Annotated in this window: 12 protein-coding genes; 5 read left to right on the top strand and 7 right to left on the bottom strand. The window is 49.3% G+C overall.

Annotated elements, in window-relative coordinates; genetic code table 11:
• Window positions 1-10: 10 nt before the first annotated feature.
• A complete protein-coding gene (locus tag ACR9Y8_RS27920) occupies window positions 11-1,018 on the bottom strand; it encodes a zinc-dependent alcohol dehydrogenase family protein (protein ID WP_481216587.1) in 1,008 nt (335 codons plus the stop codon).
• 175 nt (window positions 1,019-1,193) lie between these two features.
• Here ACR9Y8_RS27920 and ACR9Y8_RS27915 point away from each other — a divergent pair, with 175 nt between their 5' ends.
• Complete coding sequence (locus ACR9Y8_RS27915) at window positions 1,194-3,266, top strand: CehA/McbA family metallohydrolase domain-containing protein (RefSeq protein ID WP_481216586.1); 2,073 nt, start codon at window positions 1,194-1,196, stop codon at window positions 3,264-3,266.
• A 53-nt stretch (window positions 3,267-3,319) separates the two neighbouring features.
• On the opposite strand, the gene ACR9Y8_RS27910 is transcribed toward ACR9Y8_RS27915, so the two are convergent.
• The 3 genes from ACR9Y8_RS27910 to ACR9Y8_RS27900 form a co-directional block, all read right to left on the bottom strand.
• The gene (locus ACR9Y8_RS27910; protein WP_481216585.1) at window positions 3,320-4,513 is read right to left on the bottom strand and encodes an efflux RND transporter periplasmic adaptor subunit; all 1,194 of its coding nucleotides are present in this window, start codon (window positions 4,511-4,513) and stop codon (window positions 3,320-3,322) included.
• Window positions 4,514-4,532: 19 nt separating this feature from the next.
• Complete coding sequence (locus tag ACR9Y8_RS27905; protein WP_481216584.1) at window positions 4,533-8,915, bottom strand: CusA/CzcA family heavy metal efflux RND transporter; 4,383 nt, start codon at window positions 8,913-8,915, stop codon at window positions 4,533-4,535.
• 111 nt (window positions 8,916-9,026) lie between these two features.
• Window positions 9,027-9,284 carry a hypothetical protein gene (locus ACR9Y8_RS27900; protein ID WP_481217220.1) on the bottom strand — a complete coding sequence of 86 codons (258 nt, stop codon included), beginning with the start codon at window positions 9,282-9,284 and terminating at the stop codon, window positions 9,027-9,029.
• Between the two features lie 229 nt (window positions 9,285-9,513).
• On the opposite strand from ACR9Y8_RS27900, the gene ACR9Y8_RS27895 reads away from it, so the two are divergent.
• Both ACR9Y8_RS27895 and ACR9Y8_RS27890 read left to right on the top strand, forming a co-directional pair.
• Window positions 9,514-10,386, top strand: coding sequence for an OmpA family protein (locus tag ACR9Y8_RS27895; protein ID WP_481216583.1), 873 nt, complete (start codon window positions 9,514-9,516; stop codon window positions 10,384-10,386).
• A gap of 70 nt (window positions 10,387-10,456) precedes the next feature.
• Window positions 10,457-11,956 carry a lipase maturation factor family protein gene (locus ACR9Y8_RS27890; protein ID WP_481216582.1) on the top strand — a complete coding sequence of 500 codons (1,500 nt, stop codon included), beginning with the start codon at window positions 10,457-10,459 and terminating at the stop codon, window positions 11,954-11,956.
• Here the strand turns inward: ACR9Y8_RS27890 and ACR9Y8_RS27885 are convergent.
• Window positions 11,953-14,247 carry a glycoside hydrolase family 31 protein gene (locus ACR9Y8_RS27885; RefSeq protein WP_481216581.1) on the bottom strand — a complete coding sequence of 765 codons (2,295 nt, stop codon included), beginning with the start codon at window positions 14,245-14,247 and terminating at the stop codon, window positions 11,953-11,955. The two genes, ACR9Y8_RS27890 and ACR9Y8_RS27885, sit on opposite strands and share 4 nt — an antisense overlap.
• 202 nt (window positions 14,248-14,449) lie before the next feature.
• Here ACR9Y8_RS27885 and ACR9Y8_RS27880 point away from each other — a divergent pair, with 202 nt between their 5' ends.
• A complete protein-coding gene (locus ACR9Y8_RS27880) occupies window positions 14,450-15,574 on the top strand; it encodes a fatty acid desaturase family protein (protein ID WP_481216580.1) in 1,125 nt (374 codons plus the stop codon).
• Between the two features lie 45 nt (window positions 15,575-15,619).
• The gene (locus tag ACR9Y8_RS27875) at window positions 15,620-16,690 is read left to right on the top strand and encodes a 3-oxoacyl-ACP synthase III family protein (protein WP_481216579.1); all 1,071 of its coding nucleotides are present in this window, start codon (window positions 15,620-15,622) and stop codon (window positions 16,688-16,690) included.
• A 208-nt stretch (window positions 16,691-16,898) separates the two neighbouring features.
• Here the strand turns inward: ACR9Y8_RS27875 and ACR9Y8_RS27870 are convergent, their stop codons facing one another.
• Window positions 16,899-17,309 (bottom strand): fasciclin domain-containing protein, encoded by a 411-nt coding sequence (locus tag ACR9Y8_RS27870; RefSeq protein ID WP_481216578.1) that lies wholly within the window; start codon window positions 17,307-17,309, stop codon window positions 16,899-16,901.
• Between the two features lie 179 nt (window positions 17,310-17,488).
• Window positions 17,489-18,373, bottom strand: a complete 885-nt coding sequence (bla, locus tag ACR9Y8_RS27865; RefSeq protein WP_481216577.1) for a subclass B3 metallo-beta-lactamase — start codon at window positions 18,371-18,373, stop codon at window positions 17,489-17,491.
• Between the last annotated feature and the right edge of the window lie 47 nt (window positions 18,374-18,420).

Below are 18,420 nucleotides of genomic sequence, written 5' to 3'. Positions count from 1 at the left end.
GCCTTAATGGTTAAAAGGTAATGACCACCTTTCCAAATGCCTGGCCCGACTTAAACCTGTGAAAAGCATCCTGTACTTTTTCCAGGGGATAAACGCTGTCTATAACAGGCTTCATGTTATTCTTTTCTATGGCTTTCACAAGATTGCTCAATTCCTCGGCATTGCCTACTGAATAAGCCTGCAGGCGAATATAGTTCGTAATCAGCGGGATCAGGTCTATGGTCAGTTTAGTACCTGTCATCAGGCCGATCAGGCCAACAAAGCCATGCTGTTTTACCGAGAGAATGCTTTGTTCGATGGTATCTGTGCCGGCCACATCCAGGGTCACGTCAACGCCTATCCCACCGTTCAGGCGCTTTACTTCACTGCTCCATTCCGGGAAGTCTTTATAATTGATCACTTCATCTGCTCCAAGGTCTTTCAGCTTTTGCTCCTTCTCTTTGCTGCCGGTGGTGGCGATCACTTTCAGCCCGAACATTTTGGCTATTTGTAAAGCGAAGAGAGACACGCCGCCGCTGCCCTGTACCAGGATAGTTTGTCCGGCGCGGATATTAGCCTGTTCCACCAGGCATGTCCAGACCGTTAGTCCCGCAATAGATAAGGGCGCAGCTGCTGTATCCGAAAGATTGTTAGGAGTACTTACCAGTGTATTCTCCGGTTGTACGGTATATTCTGCCAGCAATCCGGGCGCTGAAAAGCTTGTTCTTAGCTGATCATGATAGGGGGTATTCTTCCCTGCCTCCCAGCGGGAAATAAAGGGAATGATAACGCGGTCGCCTTTCTTCCAGCGGGTCACTTTGCTGCCAACGCTTTCTATTATGCCTACTCCTTCTGAAACCGGGATATGCGGAAGCTGGATGCCGAACGGGATCCTGTTCTCCACTATAATCAGGTCGTGAAACTCCAATGCTACGGCCGTGGTCTTTACCAGTACTTCATTTTCACCAATTGTGGGCGTGGGGATCTCTCTGAGCTGCAGGTGCGCTATGCCGAACTGCTCGAGTTGAATTGCTTTCATAAGGCGACATTTATGTAGCAAATGTAAGGCCCGGGCGTCGTTCAGGAAGGGGTTAAATGGACTTTGTGGGAGGCCGGTTTGGACAAAATCCAATATTTTTTATATCTTATTCCGTCAATGGCGAACTGACGCGCTGTATTCTGTACAATTAAACAGTTAAACGTACAACCACGTGATGAAATTACTCTTGTTATCCGTAGCTGCTGTATTCATTAGTTTTATATCCACCGCACAGGTAAAGGCAGACCTGAAGGCATTTAAGCCTGGTAAAGGAACGGTTGTCTCCCAGCGCGGACAATTACTCGAGATAAGCTGGCCGGGCGGCAATTCCCTCACCGGGAAGATCGTATTTGATTTGGAACCCAGCCGTCCGCTGTTTAAAGCAATTACCCTTGGCAACAAACAGGTCAGCGCCAATATAGATCCTGCATTTATATTGACAACAGGTAAAAGGGACCTGCTCTCACAAAACGGCTGGAACATCTTTTTTGATAAAGTACCTACCAAGCCTCACCAATCATACCCATTCAGCATAAAAAGAAATACTGCCTCCGTAAGAACGGAAGGCAGCCGCACCATTGTTAGTATCGGGCCATTAGCTGCAGAGAGCTTTACTGGTACGCTCGAAGTTACTTTGTATAATGGCAGTCCTTTGTTTAATATAGCCGCTGTGGTAAGCACCCCAGCGGATGCAAAAGCGATTGTGTTTGATGCAGGGCTGGTAAGCAGCTCACCTGACTGGAAACAGATCTCATGGATGAATACGGGTGACAGCCTGATGCAATCGCAGGTAGCCATAAGCGATACTGCCCGTAACCTGGCCGTGAAATACCGCACTATTGCCGCCAGCGGCAAAGAAGGTACGCTGGCCTTGTTTCCTCCTCCGCACCAGTATTTCTATCCACTGGATGAAGCCTTTAACCTGCGCTTTAGCTGGTATGGCAGTGATTACCGCCATCTGATGAACGGCTATGGCATCGGTATCAGGCAGGAGCTGGAGGGCGATAAACGTTTTGTGCCCTGGTTTAATGCGCCGCCGGGAACAAAGCAACGCCTCAATTTCTTTTGCCTGCTCAATACAGAAAGTGAAGCCGCAGCTTTTACAGCTGTAAAACGGTTCACCCATAACGACCGCTACGTGCAATTGCCAGGGTTTAAAACCATGTCCAGCCATTTCCATAACGAATTTATCATGAGTGTGGAGATGGCCGGAAAACCGGTACCAGAGCACCCGGAGTTCGTGAAAGTGTTCAAACAGCTGGGATTGGACATTGTTCACCTGGCGGAATTCCATTACACCGCTGATCCTAAAGGGCCTGACGAGAAAAGGCTGCCGCAGCTGAAGGCGCTTTTTGAATTATGTGAAAAGCAGTCGGACAAAGATTTTCTGCTGCTACCCGGCGAAGAGCCGAATGAGTTTTTTGGTGGTCACTGGCTGGAACTGTTTCCCCGCCCGGTATATTGGGTGATGTCCCGTAAGCCTGGCGAGCCTTATGTAGAAGAAAAAGAAGGCTACGGTAAAGTGTACCATGTCGGCAACAAACAGGAAATGCTGCAGCTGCTGAAAGATGAACAGGGCCTTGCCTGGACAGCGCATCCCCGTACAAAAGGATCTGTGAACACACCAGATACTTATAACCATGAGGCATTCTTTTTGGCTGACCGGTTTATGGGCGCTGCCTGGAAAGCCATGCCCGCAGACCTTTCCCAACCGCGACTGGGTAAAAGGGTGTTAGACCTGCTGGATGACATGAATAACTGGGGTACTAAAAAGACGGTGATCTGCGAAGCAGATCTGTTCACAGTTACACAGCATAATGAGATGTATGCGCATATGAATGTAAACTATCTTATGCTGGATAAACTACCAGACTATAAAGACAGCTGGAGCCCGATCCTCAATGCCATGCAGCATGGTAAATTCTTTGGCACTACAGGAGAAGTGCTGATGCCTTCTTTAAAGATCAACGGGCATATTTCTGGTGATAGCTTCCAGCTGCCTGCCAATGGTGTGGCTGAAATAGCTCTTACATTGAACTGGACCTTCCCAATGAATTTCGTGGAGATCATTTCAGGGGATGGGGCGAAGGTATACCGGGAAAAGATCGACCTGAGCCAGACACAGGCCTTTGGAGAAAAGACCTTTACCTTCAAGAGTAAACTGGCAGGGCGGAAATGGGTACGTGTAGAAGCCTGGGATATAGCGGCAAACGGCGCCTTTAGCCAGACTTTTTATATTACTGAATAAAAGAAGCCGCGTAGTTCACGCCAACTACGCGGCTTTTTGTTTTAGGGCAGCACTTATTCATCGTCATGCCCGCTGGCCTTCTCTTTTGACAGAACATAGAAAGCCCCCTTGGTTATCACCTGGGCATCCGGCGCCAATTCTTCCAACACCGTTACCTGTACATAGCCCAGCTCCGCAACGCCGGTAATCACCTCTACTTTTCTGAAGTTGAAATGCTTTCCCTCTTCCTGGCGCACACTATCTACCGCAAAAATATAATCCTTACCTTCAGAACGGACCACCGCATCTGCTGGTACTGCTGCAGTTAGCTGGTTGCCAATATCGATCAGCGCGGTTACATACATACCGGGGATCAGGTGGAAACCAGCCGCATCCCGGATAACGGCGTGCACGATGATACCTTTACTATCGTCTTCAAATGATTTATTTACACCGTAGATCTCGCCCTGGATCTGCCGGTTATTCTGATTGGTCAGGGTAAAATGCACTTTCTGCCCGGTCTTTACCTTGAACAGATCCTTTTCATACACTACCAGGTCGCAATGGATCTGCGAATTATCAATGATCTCCATTAAAGGCTTGCTGGTTTCTGCATAGGTGCCGGTGTTCACGGCAATATGCCCCACAGTACCGCTGATAGGTGCAGGAACTGCTACCTGGGTGGCGATATTACCGTTCAGCGCCCCTGCCGGACTAATTCCTAACTGCTGCAGCTGCTTTTCCAAAGTGAGGATCTTTGCCTGCTCTGCATTGTAATTAGCCTGTACCTGCTGCAGGTTTTTCCCTGTTCCCGCATTGGCTTCCATTAATTCCTGCTGGCGTTTGAGCTCGTCGCGGGTAAAGGCGAAGGCGTTTTTGGTGGTCAGGTATTCCTGCTGCATTTTGACGAAATCCGGGTTCTCAATGACCACCAGCACCTGGCCTTTATGAACAGACTGCCCTTCCAATACATTGATCTTACGGACAATCCCGCCCATGAGCACATTCACCTCTGCTTTGTTCTGGGGAGGCACTGCCAGCTGTCCGCTGGCTTTTATTACCGCATTCAGGTTCTTCTGCTCTATCTTACCGATCTCTATGCCTACCGCTTTCAGCTGGGCTTCACTTAGTTCCAGTTCGCCGCCATGTGGGTCTTCTTTCTCCGCTGTCTTCTCTACGGCTTGCTCTGCTTGCTTTTCGTTACTGCTGCCACAGGATACCAGCCATAATGCTGTGAGTATTGAAAGGATATATTGTTTGGTCTTCATTGCAAAAATTTTAAACGGATTACTGTTGATCGCCTTGCAGGTATTGTAATCTGATGACGGCATTGTTTTGCTGGTTAAGGGCAGCCAGGTAGTTCAACTTTGTCTGGATGGCCAGGGAAAGGTTCTGAATAAACTCTACATAGCCGATCTCCCCTTTACTGAAAGCAAACTGCGCTACCCTGATCTGTTCATCTGCCAAACGCAGGCCTGATGAACGGTAATAGTCTACGGATTGTTTGTATTTCAGGTACTCGCGGTACTGCTGCCGCCATTGAATGTCCAGCTGCTGGCGGGTAGCATCCAGCCTGGATTGGGCTACTGCTATTCCTATCTTTTCGGCGTTGACCTTTGCCTTATAGGAACCCATGAATAATGGCAAGCCAAGGCCTAGCTGGAAGCCGGCAATACGGGTTCCGGGAAAATACTTACGGTCAATATTGGCTGGGTTAAAACCACCAATGATCAGCTGATGGTTGTACCCCAGCGTTATCTCCGGTAACATCCGGGCCTTTTCCAGCTTAACCTTGGAATCTGCCAGACGGATAGACTGATCATAATAATCCAGCAAGGGATGCTGGCCGGTTGCCGCAGTATCGGCGGTAGCGAGGAACGGGATGGGATGCAGGCTGTCTTCCGCAATGGAAACCATTCCTTCGGCGTTGATCAGTTGCTGTAAGGACAGCTCATAGATATTCAGTTCTGCCTGTGCTTCTTTCCCCATCAACCGGATCTCCTGGTATTTATTCTGTGCGGTGAGGCGTTCGAGGTTGGAGGTTTCGCCGGTTCGCTGTCTTACTTCCGCTTTCCGGGAAAAGTCCAGGTAGATGCTGTCCAGGTACTGCAGCACTTTGATCTTCGCCGCTCCGTAAACGTAATTGTACCAGGCTGTTTTTACATCGCGGATCACTTCGGTCTCTGTGAGCTTCTTTGTTTTTTCGGCCAGTAATGTTTGTTGGCGGAAAACACTCTTTTGGTTCTTATACAAACCCGGTAATGCAAAGCTCTGTGTGATGCCCAGCGCATTGTCAATGTTGCCGCCGCTGGTGGGATCCTGCGTTAGCATCAGGTTGGTCTTCCCCGGATCGAAAGAGGACCTGCTCATGGCTTTACTTTGTTCTACTTCCAGTGAGGCGGTTTTCAGGTTCAGGTTATGTTGCAGGGCCATGTTGATACAGTCCTGTAACGACAATGGCCTGGTTTGCGCCTGCGCCTGTTTACCTGTTAAGAGACTGAAAGCGGCTACAATGAGCAGTACAGTAGCTACCGGTGAAACTTTCCGCTTTCCATTCCCATTCTTAGCAGAAAAAAGCATATAAAGGCAGGGCAGCACAAAAAGTGTGAGCAGTGTTGCGGTGATTAGTCCTCCTATCACTACCGTGGCCAGGGGCCTTTGCACTTCAGCACCTGCGCTGTTGGATAAGGCCATTGGTAAAAAGCCCAATGAAGCTACTGCTGCGGTCATAATAACCGGGCGGAGCCGCACCCGGGTACCTTCCAGCACCCGTTGGTTAACATCTGTAATGCCTTCCTGCTTCAGCTGGTTGAAGTACCCGATCAGTACAATACCGTTCAATACCGCCACACCAAATAAAGCGATAAAGCCCACACCGGCAGATATACTGAAAGGCATTCCCCTGATCAGCAGCGCGAAGATGCCGCCAATAGCAGACAAGGGAACCGCTGTAAAAATTAACAACATATATTTCAGTGAACGGAAGGTGACGTACAATAAGAAAAGGATCAGCAACAAAGCCAAAGGCACTGCAATGGACAAACGCTGTTTGGCTTCGCGGAGGTTCTGAAACTGGCCACCGTAGGTGGTATAATATCCTGCCGGGAGCTTCAGCTTTTCATTTAAAACCTGGTGTATTTCATTGACAGTGCTTTCCACATCGCGTCCGCGTACGTTGAATCCTACGTAAATACGCCGCTTTGCATCTTCCCTCGAAACCTGTGCGGGCGCATCTTTGAATTCAACAGATGCTACCTGGTTCAATGGCACCCTGTTGCCTGAAGGCAAGGGAATAAAAAGGTTTTCGATGTTGATGATATGCTCCCGCAGATCTCTTCGCAACCTTACCACCATATCAAAGCGCTTCTCGCCTTCAAACACTACGCCGGCTACGTTCCCGGCAAAGGCGGTTTTCAGTATGGTATTTACATCGCTGACCGATAAGCCATACTGCGCCAATTTATCCCGGTTATATTCTACTGCTATCTGCGGGAGCCCATTCACTTTCTCCACAAATGGCTCGCTTACGCCTTTTACGGGCGCGATCAGGGCAGCAGCTTTCTTTGCCTGTTCCGTTAATACATCCAGGTCGTCGCCATAGATCTTTACGGCAACATCCTGCCGGATGCCTGTCATCAGCTCATTGAAGCGCATTTGCATAGGCTGTGTGATCTCTATATTGAGGCCAGGCAGGATCTTCAATGCATCTTCCATCTTTTCCATCATCTCTTCTCTTGTATTTGCGGAGGTCCATTTTTCTTTGGGCAGCATGGCTACCATCATATCGCCTCTTTCCAAAGGCATGGGATCCGTAGGGATCTCTGCGCTGCCAATGCGGGTAACCACCTGCTTTACTTCCGGGAATTTCTCTTTGAGGATTTTCTCCGCCTTTCCGAAGGTGGCTACTACCTGGGATAAGGAGGCGCCCTGCATCATGGATATTTCTACGGTAAGATCGCCTTCTTCCAGGGTAGGGATAAACTCGCCGCCCATCCGGCTGAAGATCACAAGGCTTAGTATAAAGAGGCCTACAGCGATCACCACAGTACTGATCTTCCATCGTAATGCCATTTTTAACAGCGGCTCGTAAACGCGGTGGCAGCCGTCCATGATCCGGTCGGAGATGTTCCTTTTGTGCACTGTGTTGCGGCTTAGTACCAGTGCGCTCATCATCGGCACATAGGTAAGCGATAATATAAAAGCACCCAGTATAGCAAATACCACGGTTTGCGCCATCGGCCGGAACATCTTACCTTCTATACCCACTAATGAAAACAGGGGCAGATAAACGATCAGGATAATGATCTCACCAAAAGCGGCGCTGTTCCTGATCTTAGCGGCGGCCGTGTATACTTCTTCATCCATTTGCTTTTTGCTGAGTATAGGCGTTGCGGCCAGGAGACCGCTGCCTGTTATCCTGTGCACAATAGCTTCAACGATGATCACGGCGCCGTCTACAATCAGTCCGAAGTCGATTGCGCCCAGGCTCATCAGGTTGCCTGATACGCCGAAAGTGCTCATTAGTCCGAATGCAAACAGCATGGAGAGGGGAATAACAGAAGCCACCAGTAAACCGGCGCGGAAATTACCCAACAGTAAAACCAGGATAAAGACGACGATCAATGCGCCTTCCACCAGGTTGCGCTTTACGGTGCCAATGGCCCTGTCCACCAGTTCTGTTCTGTCTATGAATGGTTCGATCACTACACCTTCGGGGAGGCTGTGCTGGATCTGCTTCATACGTTCCTTTACGTTAGCGATCACCTTATTGAAGTTCTCGCCTTTCAGCATGAGGGTTACACCGGCTACTACTTCTCCTTCGCCATTGCGGGTAACGGCTCCGTAGCGGGTGGCGCTGCCAAACTGCACATCGGCAATGTCACGGATCAGCACCGGGATACCGTTCACGTTCTTTATAACGATCTTTTCAATATCGCTGAGAGATTTCACCTGGCCAAGACCGCGTATGAAGTAAACGTTACTGCGCTGTTCAATATAGCTGCCACCGGTATTCTCGTTGTTCTTTTCCAATGCGGCATAGATCTCCGGGATGGTGATATTCTGCGCATTCAGCTTTTCGTTGTCCAGCGCTATTTCATACTGTTTTACATAGCCTCCCCAGCCGCTGACTTCTGCAAGGCCTTCTGTACCTGCCAGCTGGGTACGGATGATCCAGTCCTGCATGGTACGCAGGTCCATTGCCGAGTACTTCTTTTCATAGCCTTTTTTGGTGTGCAGCACATACTGGTAGATCTCTCCCAGCCCGGTGCTAACAGGCGCCAGGGAAGGTTCTCCCAGGTCTTTAGGGATGAGCCGTTCCGCTTCCTTTAAGTGCTCACCTACCTGCTGGCGGGCCCAATACACATCCACATGATCCCTGAACACGATGGTGATCACGGAAATGCCGGAACGGGAGATAGAACGTCTTTCTATTACATCCGGGATGTTGGCCATGGCCAGTTCGAGCGGGGCGGTGATATACTGTTCCACTTCCTGGGCGCCCAGGGAAGGCGCCTGGGTAATGATCTGTACCTGATTATTGGTAATATCGGGCACAGCGTCGATAGGCAGCTGATTCATTGAATATACGCCCCAGATGACCAGCCCTAAGGTCAATGCGCCAATGATCAGCTTATTCCTTATAGAAAACCTGATAATCTTATCAAACATAATGATGTCATGCTTTAAAGCGCCTGCAGCCATACCGCATGCAGGCATAGGGTATCATGCTCCGGTGCTTACACCGGGCATTGTTTTGGATTAATAAAGAAAGGGAATAAACTAGCTCAAGCGGGGCGGTTGCCAGATGGGAAGGGATACTTCAATTAAAGCGGCGATGTAATAGGCATCATGATCGACACCTTGCTGAGGAAGAAAGGTATCTATTTCTATAAAGGGCTGATGAAACGAAAACCCGGCGCAGCAGCTGCAGATACAAAAGGGGGAACAGCTATCATCATGATCCTGTCCCGGGTCTGTAGCCTGGGAGACCGACTGTTGTGTGTTGGATGGAAATGCGTTGGCATCGGCACAGGGCATACATCCCAGGACCAATACCAGTAAACTTAATATAAAGGCCGTTAAACGCACGGCGTAAAGATAAAGCCTATTTCCTTTTCGGGGAAAACAAAAAACACAATCCCGTTGCAAAACATTATATCGTTTTTAACAGGCTGATATTCTTAACCTTACGAGGATGGCACAACCTTTGCATATTTGGGTTGTTATCATATTAAGTCAATGATTTTTCATATAAAATGTGGAATGCATGAAAACACTTATTCTGTCATCAGCGTCACTGGTGATGATTACCTTAGCTACGGGTTGTGTGAGCAATAAGAAATTTGCCCAGCTACAATCCAGTTATAATGATCTGCAGAATCAGAACAGGGAACTGGACGGACGGTACCAGAGCACCCAGCGGGAGCTCACAGGCGCTAAAACAAGGGTAGAAAGCCTGGAAGAACAGATCCAGGCCCAGCGTACGGGATTGGCCGCTTTGCAGGCAGCATTGGATAAGTGCCTTAATTCCACCAGCCAGGGGAATGTTAACATCTCCAAGCTGGTGGACGAGATCAATGCTTCCAACAGGTATATTCAGCACCTGGTGAATACGAAGAACAAGAGCGACTCGCTTAACATGGTACTGACCAATAACCTGACCCGTTCCCTGAGCAGGGAAGAGATGCGGGATGTGGATGTGCAGGTGTTAAAAGGCGTGGTGTATATTTCACTTTCCGACAAGATGCTGTATAAATCCGGCAGCTATGAGATCTCTCCCACTGCGAATGAGACACTGGCCAAGGTGGCAAAGATCATCACAGACTATAAAGATTACGATGTGCTGATCGAAGGTAACACGGATAATGTGCCTATTTCCCAGAAAAACATCCGCAACAACTGGGACCTGAGCGCCCTGAGGGCATCTTCTGTTGTGCAGGCCCTGCAGAACGACCATGGCGTAGATCCTAAACGGTTAACCGCCGGCGGCCGTGGCGAATACAACCCTGTTGCCAGCAATGCCACTGAAGATGGTAAAGCCAAAAACAGGCGTACCCAGATCATTGTTACGCCGAAGCTGGACCAGTTCATGGATCTGATAGAGAAGGCGCCGGATAGCGATTCTACCGGGGTTAAGTAATAAGCATGTCATAGGTATAAAGCGGCTGTCTCAACAAAAGAGGCAGCCGCTTTTTATTTAACTTCATAGTATGGAACAATCCTACTGGCTTACACGTTTTATGCTACTTCGCATGCTGGGAGCCATCTACGCCATCGCCTTCCTGGCGGCCATTCAACAGGTGGTTCCGCTGATCGGCGAACATGGCTTACTGCCGGTAGATCTGTTTCTGCAACGTGTGGTGGAGCATTTCGGCTCAAGAGGCGGAGCTTTCAGGCAGCTACCTTCTCTCTTCTGGTTCACGCATACGGATGCAGCATTGCTGACCGTTGCATGGATGGGCTTCCTGCTTTCCTGTGTGGTGCTGTCGGGATTTGCCAATGCTATTATATTGGCGGTGCTCTGGCTCCTGTATATGTCGCTGGTGCATGTGGGGCAGGAATGGTATGGATACGGATGGGAGATCCAGCTGCTGGAAACGGGGTTCCTGGCCATCTTTCTCTGCCCCTTGCTGGATCTGCGCCCTTTCCCCAAAAGACCGGCGCCGCTGGCGATCATTATCCTCTTCCGCTGGTTGGCTTTCCGTATTATGCTGGGCGCGGGATTGATCAAGATACGCGGGGATGAAGTATGGCGGAACGGCACTGCACTGTACTATCACTTCGAAACACAACCTATACCTGGTCCGCTGAGCCGCCTGTTCCATTTTATGCCACGTGCTGTATTGAAGACAGGAGTATGGTTTAATCATCTGGCCGAACTGGTGGCGCCCTGGTTCCTGTTCTGGCCGCGCATTGGCCGTTATATTGCGGCGGTGATAGTCATTCTCTTCCAGTTTGTCCTTATCCTCAGCGGCAATCTTTCCTTTCTTAACTGGCTGACCATACTGCCAGTGCTGGCTTGTTTTGATGATAGTTGTTGGTCAAAGCTGCTTCCAAAAAAGCTGGTGCGGATGGCGGAAAAAGCAGCAGCGCGTGCGGAGCCTTCGGTCATTATGCAGGTGACTACCTGGTCTGTTACCGTGATCATAGCACTGCTCAGCATACAGCCCGTTTACAATATGATTTCCCCACAACAACGGATGAATGCATCCTTTGATCCGCTGGACCTGGTGAATACTTACGGCGCCTTCGGTTCAGTGGGAACGGAGCGTTATAATGTAGTATTTGAAGGAACGATGGATGAACATCCCGACGATAGCGCTCACTGGATAGCCTATCCGTATAAAGGCCTGCCTGTTGCGCTTGATAAACGACCGCCGCAGATCGCTCCCTACCAGCCGCGTTTAGACTGGCAGATGTGGTTTGCATCGATGTCTACTCCTGACAAATATCCATGGACCTTACACCTTACCTGGAAACTGCTGCATAATGATCCGGCGATGCTGAAACTGTTTGCAGGCAATCCTTTCCCGGGTAAACCACCACGGTATATAAGGGCCATACTGTATAATTACCGCTTTGCAAAGCCTGGCAACCCCAAAGGCCTTTGGTGGACACGTACCCGTATCGGTACCTATTGGCTTCCTCCCCTATCGGTAGATGATCCAAGGCTGATAGGATCCCTGAAGCAACAAGGCTGGCTTCCCTAGAAATGAATGCTGAGCGGGCGGCCGGTATAAGTAAGCTGTTGAATAATTCCTTCAGGCAGCAGCTGCACTTTGAATACACGCTTTTCAGCATTGCTTTTGCCAAGCGGCGCGATAGTCAGTTTTTTAGCAGCATCGTCCCAGCTAAAGCGGGTAAGCGTAGCTTTACCTTTCAGGTAATCTTCGCTGATACCATCATCTTCATAGAGCGTATATTGGCCGTTGGCGCCACGATAGACTTTTATAATAGTGGGATCCTTCACTACCTGCGCCGTGTACTGTCGTACCGGGTCCACAGGAATAATAGCGCCTGCGCGCACATAAACAGGCATGATGGAAAGATCTACTTTGCGGCTGATAGTCCTGGCGCCGGTTTCCTTTGTATTTGTCCACCAGTCGTACCACTCACCTTCCGGGAGATATACGTTACGCGTGGTAGCAAGCGGCTCATACACGGGCGCTATCAGCAGATCGCGGCCCCAGAGGTATTGATTGCCCATCCGCGCAGCGGTTGTATCTGCGGGATAGTGCAGCCACATGGCCCGCATGAAGGGCATACCGGTATTACGTGCTTCCCAGGCCAGCGTGTAAATGTAGGGTAGCAAACTATAGCGCAGTTCGTCGTATTGTTTCACTACCGGTTCAATGGCGGGATTATTCAGCTCAGATGGCAGCGGGTTGTTCTTGTCTTCCAGCGGCCCCATGGAAGAGAGGCCCCAGCCCCAGGGAAGCCTGGTCCACCAGGTTCTTCCATGCGAGCGGAAAGAAGGACAGAAAGCACCGAACTGGAACCAGCGGGCGTACATTTCGCCGGTGAGCTCTTCGCTTGGATAAAAGCCGCCTATATCTGATCCCCAATAGGGAGAAAGACTTAAGGAGGAATTAATGGCGACAGCGATCTGCGCTTCCAGTGTTTTCCAGGATGATTGCGTATCGCCGGACCAGATCCAGCCGCCCCAGCGGGCGATGCCCAGGAAACCGTTGCGGTGCAGGCTCCAGGGACGTGTATTGACGCGTGTAACAAGCGGTCCCTGGTAATAGAGCTGATGACGTTTCATACGCTCAAAGAGGTTGAACCAGTCGCCTTCATCGGGCCAGAAGCCGTCTACACCAGCGTTCATCAGGCCAACATGCTGTTGCCAGTAGTTACTGATGTGGGAGGCGTCCGCTGTTTCGCCAGGGGCGGATGGGATATTGCCCTGAAGGGTAGGCAGGCGGTCGCGATCCCAGGGTACGATGTGCACGACTACTTTCACATGGCGCCGGTGCATATCTGATATAACGGCAGCGGGTGCACGTTTAAACACTTCCGGGTTGAAATCGAAGGAAGGCTGTTTGGTATTCCAGCCGCGGGGGGCAAAACCCGTACCCAGGTAGATCACCGCATCCAGGGGGATCTGTTTGCTGCGGAAGGTATCGATGATCCCGACCAGCTGTGTCTCGTCTTCCAGGGTACGATGTGATTGCATGTATCCCAGGGCCCATTTAGGCGGCATCACCGCGGGGCCGCTGATAGTCGCAACGTCCTTCATCATCCAGGCGGGATCATGTGCATCAAAAATGAAGCAATCGAACAAGCCGGGCACGATCGCTGTTGCTGGCGGCAATCCTTTACCCTGGTTGAGATGCTGGTTGCCCTGGTTCTGTACATCGCCCTGCTGGCCGGTAGATTGCCAGGGGATGAAAAGGCCGTGATCGGCCTGCTGCAGATCTACCAAAACCCAGGGACTGGCCACAAACAAGCCCCATCCACCGGCACCCACCAATAAAGGCACCGGGTTGCGGGAGCCGTAGGCATCGCCCTGCCAGCGGGGTTGCATATGATGGAGTCGGCCCCTACGGTCAAATTCAACGGGTAGTTGGCGCCAGTTCACATCTTTCCCTGGTTTAGGCCCGCCTTCTCCCATGCCCAGGACGGGATGCTCATCCAGCTTAAACTGTACCTGCCCGTCTTCTCTGAAAACCAGTTCTTGTATAAGCTTGCCTTTTGCATCTGTTATTGTAACAGTAAGGGGTGATGGCTGGATACCGACCACGAGGTTTCCAACCCGTTTTTTGACAGGGCCATGCAGCTCTTTCAAGCTAATGACCGGCGCCTTAGCTGGCTGTTCTGCCAGTGCAGGTGTAAAAGCGAGAGCTGCGGTAACTGGTTTTAATGTAACGCGGATGCTATGTGCACCGGCGGGACAAACTGTAAGCTCGGCAGGTTTACCGGCACTGCGGAGCTGCTGAGCATACGCACCGCCGGCGGCGAATATTGCTGTCAATGTCAGGCATACGTGGAATAGACGCATCTTATGAGGATATTTATTTTCCTAAAGTACAATTTAAGTGTGGCAGGCGTTTTGCATATATTGATCAGATATGGCAGGATTTAGCTGTCCCTAAATGTCTTTTTAAGTACCTTTAGACTTGTCAAATCTTTTAGGCTCCTGGTATTATGCCAGCTAAGATTCAGGCATTGTGTAATCATGAGAAATATTGTTATAATATTATATGAAAATAGAGAAACTGAATATTGTACGCTTTGCGCCTGGAGGACAGGATGGATTTTATGACACGGTCAAAGCAAGGATAAGGGCCTATTTTGAGCATAATAACATTTCCATCTATGCTAACGCACATATGTGGGTTAAAACAGCCGCAATGCTGTTGCTTTACTTTGCGCCCTACGTTATTATGGTAACGCGCCTGGGAGCCTGGAACAATTGGTTCTTTCTCAGCCTGTGGCTCATAATGGGATTTGGAATGAGCGGTATAGGAACAAGCATCATGCATGATGCCAGCCACGGTTCTTACGCTGCTAATGGCAGGATCAATAAATTGCTCAGCTATATCCTGGAGATAATCGGTGGTTATACTGCTAATTGGAAAATACAGCACAATATCCTGCACCATACTTACACAAATATATCGGGACTGGATGAAGATATTGACACCATGGGACTGGTCCGTTTATCTCCCAACCAGCCTTTGAAATGGTACCACCGCTATCAGCATCTGTATGCGTGGTTCTTCTACATGATCATGACCTTGTACTGGATGACGGCAAAAGACTTTGTACAGGCGATACGTTATAAAAAGCTGGGCTTACTGACCAAGGCGCACTGCTCCCTGAAACAAGCCCTGTGGCAGATCGCTCTTTACAAAGCGTTTTACTACGGTTATATCATTGTTCTCCCATTACTTTTTTCCGGAATGCCCTGGTATTACATTGTTGCCGGGTTTTTAGTAATGCATTGTACCGCCGGCTTAGTGCTATCGTGCATCTTTCAGCCTGCCCATATCATGGAAACCTCCGGTTTTGCCATGCCACTTGAGATTGAAGAGAAAAAACGGATGGAGAATTCATGGGCGATACATGAGATAAAGAACACGACCAATTTTGCTCCACATAACCGCCTTCTTTCATGGTTTGCAGGCGGGTTAAATTTCCAGATAGAGCACCACCTGTTCACGAATATCTGTCATATCCATTATAGAAAGCTGGCGCCCATTGTAAGAACCACAGCCCGCGAGTTTGGACTACCCTATCATGAGCAACGCACGTTCCGCACGGCATTGTGGGCGCATGCAGGCATGCTGAAAAAATTAGGCCGGCGATCGGCGCAACGCATGTAATGAAAGCGAACCGGGTAACTCTAAATATAAGATGTAATTAAACCTATGCGCACTTCAACTATCATTACAGGTACAGGCAGTTTTATTCCGCCTGTTGTTAAGTATAACCGCGAATTTTTCCACAACGACTTTTATACGGGCAGCGGCGACCCGATACCCGACATGCCTGCCGATATCATTGAAAAATTTGAGAAGATCACCGGCATATCACAACGGCGGTACGCCTCCGAGGATATGAATACTTCAGACCTGGCTTACCTGGCTGCAAAAAATGCGATTGAAGATGCAGCCATTGATCCTGAAACACTGGATTACATCATTGTAGCACACAATTTTGGTAATGTTTCCAAACATACGATACAAAGCGACGCTGTTCCCTCACTCGCATCGCAGGTAAAAAATGCGCTCGGTATCAAAAATCCTGCGTGTGTTCCTTATGACCTGTTGTTCGGCTGCCCCGGATGGCTACAGGGGCTGATACAGGCAGACCTGTTCTTCAAGGCTGCTGCGGCCAGGCGTTGCCTGGTCATAGGTGCAGAAACCTTAAGCCGGGTAATTGATGTGCATGACCGTGACAGCATGATATTTAGTGACGGAGCCGGGGCCTGTATTGCAGAAGCAAGGGAAACTAACATTTCCCAGGGAATACTGGGCACCAGTGTACAATCTTATTCGCTGGACGAGCTGCAATACATTAACATGGGCCGGTCTTACTACCCCGGGTCGGACACGCGTGTCCGCTATATCAAGATGCAGGGCCGGAAAGTATATGAATTTGCGCTGAAATATGTGCCTATGGCTATCAGCGGCTGCCTGAAGCATTCAGGCGTACGTATTGAAGATGTGCGCAAAATATTTATTCACCAGGCCAATGAAAAAATGGATGAGGCCATTATTAAGGCCTTGTATGCCTTATATGATATGCCTTGCCCGGAAAATATTATGCCGATGAACATACATGAACTCGGCAATAGCTCTGTAGCAACTGTTCCCACCCTGTTCGACATGGTGCGAAAAGGAGTCATTCCGGGACATCACCTGGCAGCCGGAGATATTATAGTATTTGCTTCGGTAGGTGCGGGCATGAATATCAATGCGGTGTGCTACAGAATGTGAATGCGGATGATGCTGTAATCTGCCTGTGCTAATCCCAAACTTGTGAGACTAACAGCGGCAACATCGGTAGTATGGTATCTTGTCAAAAACCTGCGTAACTGTGCACTTTACCTCAATTATTAACAGCATCCCTTAGTAGTGATAAAGCCGCTGAATCACTCCAGGGCTTTATCGATCAATAGTTAAGAAGGAGAAAACTCACTTGTACTTACTTCATCTCAATAACTGTATCCAAAGAATGTACTATACCATTGGAACCAATATTATCTGTTCTCTGTAAAGTGGCGCCATTGACAGCCACTTTGCCGTTAACAACTTTTACCGTCAGTTCCCTGCCATTTGCAGTCACCAGTTTTTGTTTATCCTTAAGATCTCTAAAATTTACAAGCGATTCCACTATATGGTGGTTTAACAGCTCTGCCAGCTTCTCCCTGTTCTCTGTTTTCAGCAGTCCTTCCAGACGTCCGGCTTGTAATTTACCAAAGGCCAGATCACTAGGTGCGAAAATGGTAAAGGGGCCTTTTCCTGCCAGTACTTTATCCAATTCTGCGCTTTTAATGCTTCTCGACATAGTGGCTAAATTAATGTCGGCCACAACAACTTCCACAACATTTGACATGATGCTTGTATTAACTGCAGATAAAATCACCCGCAGTCCATGAAGGTAGACTTATTAACCGGATAAAAATAATTTATTAATTATCAACGTGCTGTGCTATTGACAAGCAATTGGACGATGGCAATAAACGGCAGGCAGGTGTGAAATAAATGTTGCGCAGCCGTCAATGTAAATCACCGTTATTTACTGTTCAGCTTTTGCTCGTAAGCCTTCGTTAGCTCGTCCATTGCAGCATCATATCCTGCACGGTCCATAAAAGCTTCAGGGTTGCAGGCATCACCTGGTTTATGTTTTTTATGCAGCCCGAACTGGCTGGCGTGAGCAGCCAGCCACAAATCGAATTGTAGTCCTTTCATGGCATTCAGCGTATACGCGTAATCTTTACCTACCTCCGGGTAACCAGGCATGCCTGCCAGGTTTGTTTCGCTCAATATAGAAGGCAGGTTTGCGATCAGCACACGGTAGCTACGTTGTTCATCCTTCACATCCAGCAAAAAGCTGCAGGAGCCTTTGGTATGGCCGGGATGATGGAGCATGACGATAGCCGTGCCACCCAGTTCTATCGTATCCTGGTCGTGCAGCAGGCGCTCTGCCTTTACCGGAAGATACATAGGGCCTCTGCCGCCCATTACATAGTCTGAATTACCTCCGTCTGCCAGCGCTACGGCATCCTTTTCATTGACCATCATCTGAGCGCCGGTAGCTTTCTTGATGGCAGCCATCGCGGCTACGTGATCAAAATGGGCCTGGTTGGTCAGCAGTATTTTAATATCCTGAAACTTAAAGCCGAGGGTTTTGACATGTGCGCGGATAAGCGGCTCAGAATCATCCAGGCCTGTGTTAATGAGAATATGTCCCTGCGGAGTGGCAACCAGGTAAGCCGCCAGCTCATAGGTGCCAACATAGTACAGGTTACCAGCGATGCGGAAAGGCGGGAAATCGCGCGACCATTCCTTATCCAGGTTTGAAAGTTTTATCACTTTCTGGGCATGGGCCGGGCGGCTGATGCTGATAAGGATAGCAGCCGCTAATGCTACGGGTAACAGTCTTTTACTTGATATCATATTATTTGGATGTGAAGACTGCGAAGTTAGCATTTAAGCCGTTTCTT

This window comes from Chitinophaga sp. SVR4-12A (assembly GCF_056754765.1).
The sequence above is the reverse complement of the archived record's forward strand: the minus strand, read 5'-3'. Positions and strand labels throughout refer to the sequence as shown.